This window comes from Streptomyces spinosus, assembly GCF_020400655.1.
Lineage (GTDB): Bacteria > Actinomycetota > Actinomycetes > Streptomycetales > Streptomycetaceae > Streptomyces > Streptomyces argyrophylli.
Genome location: NZ_JAINRC010000006.1, coordinates 370,387 through 382,075, shown reverse-complemented (window position 1 = coordinate 382,075; position 11,689 = coordinate 370,387). Strand labels below are relative to the sequence as shown.

Genomic DNA, 11,689 nt, shown 5'->3' with positions numbered 1-11,689 from the left:
CTTCCCGCCCGCTTCGGAGTGCCCGTCACACGTGTGGTCGGATCGACGTCGTCGCCCGCCGTGCGCGAGGCCGTCAGGGGCGGACCGCGAGGATCCAGCGGTTGGCGGCCAGCGCGTCGTCCGGTGCCGGCCGCAGGGCGACGCCGTGGCGGTCCGCGAAGTCGAACGGCGTGTGGACGCGCGTGTCCCAGCCCCGCGCTTGGAGATCGGCTGCGGAGTCCGGGCGGGGTTCGGTGCTGAACAGGGCGAGCAGGTCGATGCCGAGCCGCTCCCGGACCGCCGCGTAGACGGGATGGTCGCGTTGCCCGGCCGGGTTCACCCCGCGTTTGACCTCGTAGCCGAGCGCACTGCCCGGTGCGCTGTGCGCGTTGACGGTCGCGAGCAGTTCCTGCTCCGCGGCCGGCGGCAGGTACGGCACCACCCCCTCGGCGAGCCAGGCCGTCGGGCGCGTCGGATCGAAACCGGCCGTGATCAGGTCGTCGGTCCAGTCCTGGCGCAGGTCGGCGGCGAGGGCGACGCGGGTGGCCCGCGGCACGGCCCCGAGCGTGTCCAGAACGGTCTGCTTGAAGGCCAGCACCTCCTCCTGGTCGATCTCGAAGACCGTGCTGCCGTCCGGCCACGGCAGGCGGTGGGCGCGGGTGTCCAGGCCGGCGCCCAGCACGACCACCTGCCGGCAGCCGCCGGCCGCGGCGCCGAGCAGGAAGCCGTCGAAGACGCGGGTGCGCAGTCCGAAGAAGCGGGCCAGCCGCCCCCACAGCGGATCGGCGTCACCGTCGGGCACCTCGTCGAACCGGCGCGGCCAGTCGGCGCAGCCGGGCGCCGCGCGGACGAAGTGCTCCGCGTACTCGTCCCGCGCCGGTGCGTCGGGCCGGGAGGTCTCGATCGCGCGGGCCGCGGCGACCAGGAAGGCGGTCACGCCCACCCCCGCGACTCCGGTGCTGCTTCCTCGGGCGGTGTCGGTCATGTCCCTCTCCGCGGTGCCGTGTCCTGCGCGGTTCCTGTGCCTGACTTCCTGTGCCTGACACGTCGCCGGGCGGGCCCGGGGTTCACTCGACACATGTGCGCGGCCGCCCGACCCGCGCCCGGCGGCGTGCCGCACCGAGGGCCGTCCATGCCCGCCCCCGCCACCCGTCGCCGTACCCCGGACGGCATGATGGTGTTTTTCGCACCCGCGTCCGGAGAGGAAGACATGTCCGCCGCACCGGCACCGGAAGGCCGCCCGGCCTCCGTCTCGGTCCTGCTCGTCGAGGACGACGAGGTGATCCGCAGATCCGTCGCGCTCGCCCTGGAGCGTTACGGCTACCGGGTCACCACGGCAGCGGACGGGCTGAGCGGACTGGAGCGGTTCCGGGAGGGCGGGCACGACGTGCTGCTGCTGGACGTGATGCTGCCGCACCTGGACGGCGTCGGACTGTGCCGGCGTGTCCGGGAGACCAGCACGACGCCCGTACTGATGCTGTCCGCGCGCGGCGACGCCCTGGACGTGGTCTCCGGTCTGGAGGCCGGCGCCGACGACTACGTGGTCAAACCCGTGGACACCGCCGTACTGGTGGGCCCGGATCCGCTCGCTGCTGCGCCGTGCCACCTTCGTCGCGGCCGGCACCCCGCAGGCCGCTGCCGTGCGCGAGGACACCGTGCTGGTCTTCGGCGACCTGGCCGTCGACACCGCGGGGCTTGAGGTGTCGCGGGGAGGCGAACCGGTCGCGCCGGCCCCCACCGAGCTGCGGCTGCTGCTGGAGTTCGCAGCCAACCCCGGCATCGTCCTGGACCGGCAGACGCTCCTTCGCAGCGTGTGGGACTACGGCTGGGACGGCGACACCAGGGTGGTCGACCTGTGCGTGCAGCGGCTGCGGAAGAAGATCGGCGCCGACCGGATCGAGACCGTACGCGGCTTCGGCTACAAGCTGCGGCGGACCTGACGTGCACACCGTCCGCTCCCTGCTCAACTGGCGTTCGCTGCGCTGGAAGATCGCCCTGCTGGTGGCCGTGGCCTGCTGCGCCGTCGCCCTCACCGTGGGACTGCCGGTCCACCGCAGCACCCTGGACCGCTCCATGAACGACGGCGCCGCCAAGGCGGTGACCGCCCTGTCCCACTCGGTGGAGCGCTACGCACGAGACGTGCGGCGGTGGGTGGCGGCGACCGGGGCGGCCACCCGGTGACGGGCGGCGCCCGGCGGCGAACAGCGCCCTCGGCGGGTGGTGGCGCGGACCGGCCGTCCGGTTGCGGGCCCTCGGCGTAGGCTACCGGTGCGTGCCACGGTCCGGGCCGCCGCGCTGCCCGTCGTGTCCGAGGCGCTCGGCCGCGGGGACACGAAGCCGGCTCCGCGCGGCACGTCGAGGCGCGCCGGGGCCGCAGCGCCCGTCGCGCCCATCCCGCGCCCGCTGCCGGGGGTGCCCCTCGTCGTAGGACACCCCGGCCTGCCGACGCGGCCCCTCAGTCCCGGATGCGCAGGACGATCGGGTTGGTCAGCGCCGCCATCGCGCCCCACTGGAGGTCCGGGCCCATCGTGTTGCCCTTGCCGGGAGTGCCGTCCGCCTTCGGGTGGCGGACCTCGGCGCGCACGTACGCGGCGAGCGAGGCGGTGGTGCGCCAGACGACCGTGCCGGTGCCGGCGGCGCCCAGCGACTCCTGGTGCAGCTGGCCCTCGTCGGTGATGAACCGCACCGTGCCGTTCGGCACCCCCGACACCTCCAGGCGGACGTCGACGGGTGTGTCGGCGGCCACCCGGAGCGTCTCGCCGATACCGGCCTGACGGCCGCCGCCGCTCGCGGTGAAGGCGACGGTGACGGCCGAGGACTCGGCGACGTAGCTGCGGCCCTCGCGGATGCCCTCCAGGATCGCCGGCCGGCTCAGGTCGTCGGCGTACACGACCGTCTGCGGCAGGCCGATGACCTGCGGCACGCTGTGCGCGTCGCTGTTGGCCATGGCGGGCAGCCAGTCCTCGCCGGTGCGCATCGCCGTGCCGAGCATCGCGTCCCAGGTGTCGACGGCGGACTCGTCGTCGTAGGTCCAGGGGCCGTTCCACACCTCCACGGCGTCGGCGTCCTCGTAGCCGAACTTCCACTGGCACGCCACGTACGGGCAGTAGGGGTGCGCCGGGACGACCAGGCCGCCCTGGCGGCGCACCTGGCGGGCGAAGCGCGGGAACGCGTCGTCGCGCGAGCGGTAGCGCCAGTCGATCCACGAGCCGTTGTCCAGGCCGAGCGCCAGCCAGTGGCCGTTGCGGGTGGTGATCTCCTCACCGTTGACGATCAGCAGGTCGGGGCCGGCGTACTCGCCCCAGACCGCGTGCGCGGAGGAGGTGTTGTGGTCCGTGGAGACGATGAAGTCCAGACCGGCCTCGCGCGCGCCCGCGGCGACCTCGGACGGCAGGCGCTTGCCGTCGGAGTGCACGGTGTGCAGGTGGCAGTCGCCGCGGTACCAGGCCCGGCCGCGGCCCTTGGCGCGCTCGCTCGGGTAGTTCGGCTTGAACGGGGCGCCCGCTGGGCCGTGGCGCAGGGTGACGGTCACCGAGTAGTTCATGCCCTGCGGGGCCACCTGGTAGGGGCCGAGGACGACGTGCCAGGTGCCGGGATTGACCGGGCCGGGCAGGTAACCGGGGGTCGCCTCTTCGCTGTTGACGACGAAGGAGGTGCGGGCGCCGCCGGACCAGCCGCGGAAGCCCTTGCCGCCGAGCGCGGTGCCGCGCTCGTCGAAGAGGCCGATGTCGCACGCGTTGCCCGGCGTGCCGCTCGGCACGGCGGGCTTGTCGTACGTGTACGAGACGGCGATCTGGTTGACGCCCCGGGGCACCTCCACCGGCAGGTGGACGAAGTCGGCGGCGCCCGTGGCGAGATGGCCGGTGATGGTGCGCGTCACCTCCGTGCCGTCGGCGGGCACGCCCGCCGGCGCCGCCTCGTCGGCCTCCGCGAAGCTGACGGGCGCGAGGGTCAGCGCGCCGGCCGCGCCGAGCACCCCGCCCGCCATGAGCAGGTCCCTGCGGCCCAGACCGGCCGTGCTCTCCACGGCCGGGTTCGAATCGTGTTCACATGTTCCGCTCCGGCACATGCGATCCCCTCCTGAGTGTGTGCGGTGTCCGGTGACCCCGGCACATTCGTCGGCCGAAGTGAAACACCACACACTCCTCGGCGAAACCCTCACCACGATTGGTTGAAGCCGGGACGACGTTCGCCGGCTCGCAGGAGCGTGGCGTGCGTGGGGCGTTCCTGGCGCCCCGCTACCGGAATCGACAAGAGGCCACTGGACCTTTATCGTGGGAGCCAGTAAAGTTCCACTGGCCTCTTATTGGTCCGCCCCCTTACCCCGCCACCGGGCCGCCCGGCGCCGCCCGCACAGAAACCGAGGCAACACCATGAGCAAGACCTGGCTGATCACCGGAAGCTCCCGCGGACTGGGCCGTACCCTCGCCGAGTCCGTCCTGGAAGCCGGGCACCACGTGGTGGCCACCGCCCGGCGCACGGAGGCGCTCGGCGCCCTCGCCGAGAAGTACGGCGACCGGGTCCGCCCGGTCACCCTGGACGTGACCGACGCCGCCGCCGCGCGGCGGGCCGTGCGGGCGGGCGTCGAGGCGTTCGGCGGTCTGGACGTGGTGGTGAACAACGCCGGCTACGCCGACATGGCCGCCATCGAGGACATGACCGACGAGGCCTTCCGCGCGCAGATCGACGCCAACCTCTTCGGCGTCGTCAACGTCACCCGGGCCGCCCTGCCGGTCCTGCGCGAGCAGGGCTCCGGGCACATCATCCAGATCTCCTCCGTCGGCGGACGCGTGGGCGTCCCGGGTCTGGGCGCCTACCAGGCGGCCAAGTGGGCGGTCGGCGGCTTCTCCGAGGTCCTGGCCAAGGAAGTGGCCCCCCTCGGCATCAAGGTGACCGTCGCCGAGCCGGGCGGCATGCGCACCGACTGGGCCGGCTCCTCCATGGCCACCCCGCCCGTCAGCGCACCCTACGAGCGCGTCGTCGGCGGCGCCGTCGCGGCCATCCGCGAACAGGACGGCAGGCAGCCGGGCGACCCGGTCCGCATCGCCCAGGTCCTGCTGGACATCACGGAGGCCGAGGAGCCGCCGCTGCGTCTGCTGCTCGGCAAGGACGCCGTGGCCGTCGCGCGGGACATGGCCGGCCGGCTCGCCGCCCAGGACGCCCAGTGGCGCCATGTGAGCGAGTCCGTGTGAGGGTTGCCGTGGGACGAGCAGGTCCGCACGCGAGCAGGTCCGCACGCACCGTCGGGGCCGTCCTCCGGGCCCGTCCCGGCGGAGCGTAGGGTTGCGGCGGGCGGCACCGGGCGCGGGCCGCGGAGGAGTTCCCTGGGGAAGCGACGATGACAGACGACCGGCCGACGGACTTCCAGCGGGCGCGCAGCGCCGAGCAGCGTGAGGTCCGCAAGCGGGCCATCCTCGAAGCCGCGACACAGCTGCTGGCGGAGATGCCGGTCAGCGAGATCAGTCTGCGGGAGCTGAGCCGGCGGGTGGGGCTGTCGAAGACCAACGTCGTACGGTACTTCGAGACGAGGGAGGCGGTGTTCTTCGCACTGCTCAACCGCTCCCTCACCGAGTGGATCGAGGAACTGCCCGCCGACCTGCCGCCCGCCGGTGCCGCCTCGCCGGAGACCGTGACGGGTGCCCTGGCCCGGTCCCTGGCCCGCCGGTCCCTGCTGTGCGACCTGCTGAGCGCGCTGGGTTCCGAACTCGAACGGAACATCTCCGCCGAGTCCGCGCGCGCCTTCAAGCTCGCCCACGTCCGGCTGCTGGGCACGCTGGCGGACCTGCTGCGGCGGCACATCACCGCGCTGACCCCGGCCGCCGCTCGCGAACTGGTCTCCCTGACCGTCGTGTGCACGGCCGGGCTCTGGCCCTTCGCCCACCCCTCACCGGCTGTCGCCGAGGCCCAGCAGGACCCGGAACTCGCCGGTACGAAGGTGGACTTCGCCGAGCGGCTGGGCCGTACCCTGCACGTCACCGTCGCCGGGCTGCTGAGCCTGGGCTGACGCGTACGGGCGTGCCCGGCCGGACTTCGTCAGGCCGGCCCGGCCCGCGGCACGCGCGTGCCGGTCCGTACGACGCCGGGGCACACCGGACACCGGGGCACACCACGAGCCGGGGCACGCCACGAGCCGGGACACCCGGTGGGGGGTGGACGCCGGGGCATCGTCCGGCTTGGACACCCATGGTCATACGTGTCTCGGTCGGCACGGGATGCGTGTCTTCGTCGAGCGAGGCGACGGGATCGGTGATCCGCCACGCTGATATCGTCGATCCATGACCACGGAGACGGCACCGCAGCAGGCAGGACCGACACTGCGGCAGAAGATCGTCCTGGCCGCCGCCCGGCTCCTGGAGGAGGGCGGCCTGGACGCGGTGTCGACCCGCGCCGTCGCCGCCCGCGCCGGCGTGCCCACCCCGTCGATCTTCCGGATCTTCGGGGACAAGGAGGGGCTGCTCGAGGAGGTCGCGGAGCACGGTTTCCGGCACTACCTCGAAGTGAAGGCCGAGCTGCTCACCGACGACGACCCGGTGCGGGCGCTGCGCGACGCGTGGGACCTGCACATCCGCTTCGGACTCGAGCACCCGGCCTACTACTCGCTCGTCTACGGCCAGGTCCGCCCCGGCCGCATTCCGCAGGCCGGACGGCAGGCCGCCGCCGGCCTGCGGCTCATGATCACCCGAGTGGCCGCGGCAGGGCGGCTGCGGATGAGCGTCGAACGTGCCACGGAGGTCATGCACGCCGCCGGCGTGGGCACGATCCTCACGCTGATGAGCCTGCCCGAGGACGCCCGCGACCCGCGGACCGCCGACACCGCGCGCGAGATGGTGATCGACACCCTCACCCTTCCGCCCGCACAGCACGGCACCGGCGACGACGGTGTTCAGCGCGCCGCCGTGGCCGGCAGTGCCATGGCGCTGCTCGCCGCCCTGGACCGGAAGGACACCGTGGCGCTCAGCCCCGCCGAGCTGAGCCTGCTGCGTGAGTGGCTGAACCGGCTGGCCGACGCGACGGGCGCGGACGGCTGACGGCGCGGCGGGGGCCGCGGGCGGATCCGCCGCCCGGCACGGACGGTCAGCCGCCGTGGCACATACGGTCGCATTCCGTCCCGCGTGGCGGAGCATCGTGGGGCCATGACCAGTAACGACCCGTCCGTCTTCGGCGGACGCCTGCTCATCGGCGCGACCGGCTCCGCCGCGATCGCCATGCTCCCGATGTACGTCAACGCGCTGCGCACCACGTTCACCGGGACCGTCACCGTCCTGATGACGCACACCGCCGCCACGTTCCTCCCGCCGCACACCGTCGGCCTGTTCGCGGACCGGGTGGTCACGGGCGCCACGCCGGACGACTGGGCCCACGAGAACCAGGCGACCCTCGCGGCGGAGCACGACATGATGGCGGTCCTGCCGGCCACCGCCAACATGCTCTCCGCCACGGCCACGGGCGCCGTGCCGAACATGCTGACCGCGACGATCGCCGCCGCCGACTTCCCCGTGGTGTTCTTCCCGGTGATGAGCGGCGAGATGTGGCTCAAGCCCGCCGTCCGGCGCAATGTCGACCAGCTCCGTCAGGACGGCTACCACGTCGTCGACCCGGAGTGGGGCCAGCGCTACGACGTCGGCCTGAAGCAGCTCGTCAAGGCGCCCATGCCGCCGGCGCCGCCCCGGTTCGTCGAGGCCGTCCGCGGGTTCATGCCCCCGCGCCGGCCCGAGCACGGCTGAGGACGGCACCAGGGGGCCGGGAATCCGCCGCGTCCCCCTCGGCGGCGCATCACCGTACCGTCACCGCGCGCCCGGCCGCCCGGCACGGTAGGCGCCGGGCGTCGTGCCCGTGACCGCCCGGAACGCCCGGTGCAGCTGCGCCTCGCCGCCGAATCCGCACGCGCCGGCCACGGCGGCGAGAGGGCGTTCGGGGTACGACCGCACCAGCCGCTGGGCGTGTGACACCCGGAGCAGGCGGATCAGCTCCGTGAGCGATTCGCCGTACGCGGCCAGCGCGCGGTACATCGTGCGCCGGGAGATTCCGCAGCCCGCGGCCACCGCGGCGGCGTCGAGGCCGGGGTCCGTGGCGTGCCGGCGCACGAACCGGTGGATCCGTTCGCGGGTCAGCGCCGTGGCGGACGCCTCCGGCGGCGCGCTGCCCGCGGCCCAGGCCAGACCGGTGTCCAGCAGGTCGACGGCATGGGGCAGCAGTGCGGCCGCCGCCCCGGCATCCCGGCCCTGCAGACGGTTGAGGCCGACGAGGAAGTCCGCGATGACCCGGCCGGGGCCCGAGGCGCCCAGCCCGACGCCGGCCGCCCCGGCCGGCGAGCGGTGCGCCAGCCGGGATCCGGGCACCTTGACCACCAGCTGGGAGAAGTCGTCGTCGAAGTCCAGCGCGTAGGGACGGGTGCTGTCGACGAAGGCCATCGTCCCCGGCGTGAGCAGGGCCACCCGCCCGTTCTGCTCCAGCCTGCCCCGGCCGCGCAGCTGGATGTTGGCGAGGAGGACGTCCTCGTGGTCGCGTCCGATCAGCCGGGGTGTCCGGACCACCTGCTGGGGGCCCGCGGTCAGCTCGGCGAAGCCGATCCCGTCCAGGACGGAGTGTTCGATCCGCCCCTCGAAGGCCGCGCCGGGCGCGGGACGCACCGCCACCCCGACGAACGTGTCGCAGATGACGTCGGCCCAGAACGCGAACGCGTCGGAGGTGTCGACGTCCGCGCTGGACCACACGGTGCGCGCGACGGGCCGTGGCCAGGTGTCCATGCTTTCCATGATGACTGCCCGCCCGTGGTGCTCAGGACGTGGACCACTTCTGGTTGGGGCTGCCGGAGCAGGACCACAGCTGGAGCCGGGTGCCGTTCTCCGTGCCGTTGTCCCGGACGTCGGCGCACTTGTCGGCGAGGGTGCTCACCAGGTCGTGCCGGACGTTCAGCGTGAACCGCTGCGCCGGGCTCCCGTCGCAGGGGGCGAGTTCGAGGTCCGTCCCGTCGGCGGTCGAGCCGTTCGCGAGCCGCACGCACATGCCGAGCGCCCGCATGGTCCCGCCCGTGAACGCCCAGTGCTGCGCGGCGGATTCCGAGCAGTCCCGGATCATCAGGCCCGCGCCCGGCACGGCCTCGCCGCCCACGACGGCTATGCAGCGCTGCGAGGCGTGGCTGAACACGTTCACCCCGGGCGCCGCGGCCGGAGCGGGCGTCCCGGTCCCGTCCGCGGCCTTCGCCGTGGTGGTGGGGCGCCGTACGGGGGACGCCGGGTCCTTGTCCGGCGCACTGCCGCCGGGCGCGGCGGACGTGGGCTCCCGGGAAGCGCCGGCCTTCTCGCCGGGGCCGGTCGCGGACGCCTTCGCCGGGGGCGCCGGCACGTCCCCGAGCCCGTCGACGACGTCCGTGCCGCGACCACGGGAGTCGACGGTCACCGACGCCCCGTCGCGCCCGCCGCCGTCGTGACCCTTGACCAGGCCCAGGGTCAGCAGGACACCGCCGGCCGCCAGCAGTCCGACGACGCCCACGACACCGAGGGCACCGCGCAGTCCTTCGCGCCGGGTCCCGGCGCCAGCGTCCCGCCGGGCCGGTCCGAGGGAGACGACCGGGTCCGGGGCGGGGCTGCCGTCCGTGCCGGCGCGGCGTACGAAGGCGTCGCCGGGTTCGTCCCCGGCCCAGCCGCCCACCGTGTCGTCGGCCGCCGGGGGCGGTGTCCCGGTGGCCCGGCCGGCGTTCCCGCGCGATCCCAGCGAGGAGATCCGGGTGAGCCGGGGCAGCGAGGTGCCGCGGCCGGCCGCGTCGGGCGCCCGGTCACCGCCGTCCGGTGCGGACGGCTCCGCGGCCCCGGCCGCGGCCCCGGCCGTGGTGCCGTCCTGGCCGGGCCCGGAGCCGGGGCTGACGGGCCTGGCGCTGCCGGGGACTCTCCTGGGGAGATCCACCGCCGGCCGGGGCGTGTGTGGAGGCTGCATGGGTTCCTTTCCAGCGGAGCCGGAGCGTGGGTGGCGGCGTCGCGGGGGGTGCCCGACCGGTCCGCGGCGCGGTCCGGCCCTGCCACACATGGAGCGGATCCACCGCCGTTCGGGGTTCACCCCTGGCAGGTGTGACATGCGACTCGTACCGGTCCGCGCGTGGGGACGCGAACCGGCGCGTCGGAGGGTGCGGCCGGCCGCACCGGTGGCGCGGACACCGCCGCGCGCTCGAACGCCCACCCGACCTCACGGCCGGACGGCGCCTGGTGCCCGGTCCCGGTCCGGGTCCCGGTCCCGGTCCCGGAACCAGGGCCCTTCGTTCGGATCACGCCGGGCCCGCGAGCCCCGCGTGATCCGGACGGGAGAGCCTAGGCCCAGCAGCCGTTCACGGTCGCGGCCAGACCGTCCATCGCGTCCTTGATGTCGTTCGGAGCGGCCGTCGAGCCGTTCTCGATGAAGGAGAAGACCCGCCATTCGCCGTCGTCGGTCCGGGTCAGACCGCTCAGGGCGACGGCTCCGGTGAGGGTGCCGGTCTTCGCCCGCACCTTGCCGACCGCGCAGCGGGAGTCCGGGTCGTCGAACCGGCCCCACTCCGGGCCGAGGGTGGAGCCCGCCTCACCGGCGACCGGCAGGCCGTCCAGGACGGAACCCAGGGTGTGCGCGTAGCGGGGCTCCGTGAGCAGTTCCAGGATCTGCGCGAGGGTGGCCGCCGGGATGCGGTCGGTGCGGGACAGGCCGCTGCCGTCGTGGACGACGAAGTTGTCGAGGGACACGCCGTAGTGGTGGCTGAGCACATGGCGCACGACCTCGGTGCCGCCCTCGAAGGTGGCGGGGCGTCCCGCGCCCAGGGCGGTCATCCGCAGCAGGGTCTCGGCGATGTTGTTGTCGCTGGTCTTGAGCATCTTCTTGACGATGTCCGCCAGCGGGGCCGACCGGTGGCGCGCGACCGGTACGTCACCGCGGTGCGCCGTGCCGCGCGTGACCTCGCCGTCGACGGTGACGCCGGCCTGGGCGAGCAGCCCGGCGAAGGTCTGCCCCGCGTCGAGGGAGGTGTCCTGGACGCCGCGGCCGTCGACGACGAGGGCGCGGACCGGGGCGACGGAGTCCGGGTAGTAGCCGTCGTTCCAGCCGTCGGCGAGGGTCGGTGCGGGGAACAGGCTGTCGTCCACGGCGACCTTCACCGTGGTCAGGCCGGCCTTCTTCAGTCCGGCGACCGCGGTCTTCGCGAGTTCCGCGAGGTCGGCGCCGCCGAGGGTGCGGTCACCGCCGCCGACGAGGGTGAGGGTGCCGTGGCCGTAGACGACCTTGGTGGTGAACCGGTGCTCGGGGCCCAGCACGGTCAGGGCGGCGGTCGACGTGGCCAGCTTGACGTTGGAGGCCGGCATCAGCGCGGTGGCGCCGTTGTGGTCCCACAGGGTCTCCTCCGAGTCCGCGTCCAGGACCACGCCGCTCACGTCGGAGCCCAGCCGCTGGTCGAGCACGCGGGTGTCCAGGTTGGCGGCCATCTGCCGGTCGCCGGGGCCGGCCAGGTCCGCGTGCCCGGACGTGCCGCTTCCCGTGGCCGTGGTGCCGTTGCCGGCGGCGAAGGCCGAGGGACCGGCCAGCGCGGCCGAGGCGACGGGCACGGCCAACGCCAGCACGACGGTACGCCGCAGACCCGCGCCGCCCTGCCTCGTCCGGCGGTGCCGGCGCCGGCCGCCCGGCACGAAGGAACCGGTCGGTGTTTCCGCTGAGGAGTTGTTCATGGATTCCAGGGTTCGATCGGGATACGTGTGAA

The 11,689-nt window shown here is 74.2% G+C and carries 9 protein-coding genes and 2 pseudogenes; 6 read left to right on the top strand and 5 right to left on the bottom strand.

Translation table 11 applies throughout. The features are described 5' to 3' along the window. Positions 1–73: 73 nt before the first annotated feature. Positions 74–964, bottom strand: a complete 891-nt coding sequence (locus LG395_RS14535; protein ID WP_225809849.1) for a class I SAM-dependent methyltransferase — start codon at positions 962–964, stop codon at positions 74–76. Between the two features lie 225 nt (positions 965–1,189). Here LG395_RS14535 and cseB point away from each other — a divergent pair. Both cseB and LG395_RS14525 read left to right on the top strand, forming a co-directional pair. After that, positions 1,190–1,919: pseudogene (gene cseB, locus LG395_RS14530) on the top strand (two-component system response regulator CseB). Position 1,920: 1 nt separating this feature from the next. Continuing rightward, positions 1,921–2,118 (top strand): annotated as a pseudogene (locus LG395_RS14525) (two-component sensor histidine kinase); the annotation flags it as partial. A 316-nt stretch (positions 2,119–2,434) separates the two neighbouring features. Here the strand turns inward: LG395_RS14525 and LG395_RS14520 are convergent. Next, a complete protein-coding gene (locus tag LG395_RS14520) occupies positions 2,435–3,967 on the bottom strand; it encodes a CehA/McbA family metallohydrolase (protein WP_225809869.1) in 1,533 nt (510 codons plus the stop codon). A 385-nt stretch (positions 3,968–4,352) separates the two neighbouring features. Here LG395_RS14520 and LG395_RS14515 point away from each other — a divergent pair, with 385 nt between their 5' ends. The 4 genes from LG395_RS14515 (at position 4,353) to LG395_RS14500 (ending at position 7,703) form a co-directional block, all read left to right on the top strand. Next, positions 4,353–5,171 (top strand): oxidoreductase, encoded by an 819-nt coding sequence (locus tag LG395_RS14515; protein WP_225809847.1) that lies wholly within the window; start codon positions 4,353–4,355, stop codon positions 5,169–5,171. A 146-nt stretch (positions 5,172–5,317) separates the two neighbouring features. Beyond that, on the top strand, positions 5,318–5,983 hold the full coding sequence (locus LG395_RS14510; RefSeq protein WP_225809845.1) for a TetR/AcrR family transcriptional regulator: 666 nt from the start codon (positions 5,318–5,320) through the stop codon (positions 5,981–5,983). A 271-nt stretch (positions 5,984–6,254) separates the two neighbouring features. Next, entirely contained in the window at positions 6,255–7,007 is a 753-nt protein-coding gene (locus LG395_RS14505; RefSeq protein WP_225809844.1) for a TetR/AcrR family transcriptional regulator, read from the top strand. Positions 7,008–7,112: 105 nt separating this feature from the next. Then, positions 7,113–7,703 (top strand): flavoprotein, encoded by a 591-nt coding sequence (locus LG395_RS14500; protein WP_225809842.1) that lies wholly within the window; start codon positions 7,113–7,115, stop codon positions 7,701–7,703. Between the two features lie 60 nt (positions 7,704–7,763). On the opposite strand, the gene LG395_RS14495 is transcribed toward LG395_RS14500, so the two are convergent. The 3 genes from LG395_RS14495 to dacB all read right to left on the bottom strand — a co-directional run bounded on the left by LG395_RS14495 (position 7,764) and on the right by dacB (position 11,657). After that, the gene (locus LG395_RS14495) at positions 7,764–8,726 is read right to left on the bottom strand and encodes an AraC family transcriptional regulator (RefSeq protein ID WP_225809840.1); all 963 of its coding nucleotides are present in this window, start codon (positions 8,724–8,726) and stop codon (positions 7,764–7,766) included. A gap of 31 nt (positions 8,727–8,757) precedes the next feature. Continuing rightward, complete coding sequence (locus tag LG395_RS14490; protein ID WP_225809839.1) at positions 8,758–9,912, bottom strand: ricin-type beta-trefoil lectin domain protein; 1,155 nt, start codon at positions 9,910–9,912, stop codon at positions 8,758–8,760. 368 nt (positions 9,913–10,280) lie between these two features. After that, on the bottom strand, positions 10,281–11,657 hold the full coding sequence (gene dacB / locus LG395_RS14485; RefSeq protein ID WP_225809838.1) for a D-alanyl-D-alanine carboxypeptidase/D-alanyl-D-alanine endopeptidase: 1,377 nt from the start codon (positions 11,655–11,657) through the stop codon (positions 10,281–10,283). Between the last annotated feature and the right edge of the window lie 32 nt (positions 11,658–11,689).

Bases quoted from the DNA above. Each gene is read 5' to 3' on its own strand.
- LG395_RS14535 (WP_225809849.1), bottom strand. From the start codon at position 964: ATGACCGACACCGCCCGAGGAAGCAGCACCGGAGTCGCGGGGGTGGGC.
- LG395_RS14520 (WP_225809869.1), bottom strand. From the start codon at position 3,967: ATGGCGGGCGGGGTGCTCGGCGCGGCCGGCGCGCTGACCCTCGCGCCC.
- LG395_RS14515 (WP_225809847.1), top strand. From the start codon at position 4,353: ATGAGCAAGACCTGGCTGATCACCGGAAGCTCCCGCGGACTGGGCCGT.
- LG395_RS14510 (WP_225809845.1), top strand. From the start codon at position 5,318: ATGACAGACGACCGGCCGACGGACTTCCAGCGGGCGCGCAGCGCCGAG.
- LG395_RS14505 (WP_225809844.1), top strand. From the start codon at position 6,255: ATGACCACGGAGACGGCACCGCAGCAGGCAGGACCGACACTGCGGCAG.
- LG395_RS14500 (WP_225809842.1), top strand. From the start codon at position 7,113: ATGACCAGTAACGACCCGTCCGTCTTCGGCGGACGCCTGCTCATCGGC.
- LG395_RS14495 (WP_225809840.1), bottom strand. From the start codon at position 8,726: ATGGACACCTGGCCACGGCCCGTCGCGCGCACCGTGTGGTCCAGCGCG.
- LG395_RS14490 (WP_225809839.1), bottom strand. From the start codon at position 9,912: ATGCAGCCTCCACACACGCCCCGGCCGGCGGTGGATCTCCCCAGGAGA.
- dacB (WP_225809838.1), bottom strand. From the start codon at position 11,657: ATGAACAACTCCTCAGCGGAAACACCGACCGGTTCCTTCGTGCCGGGC.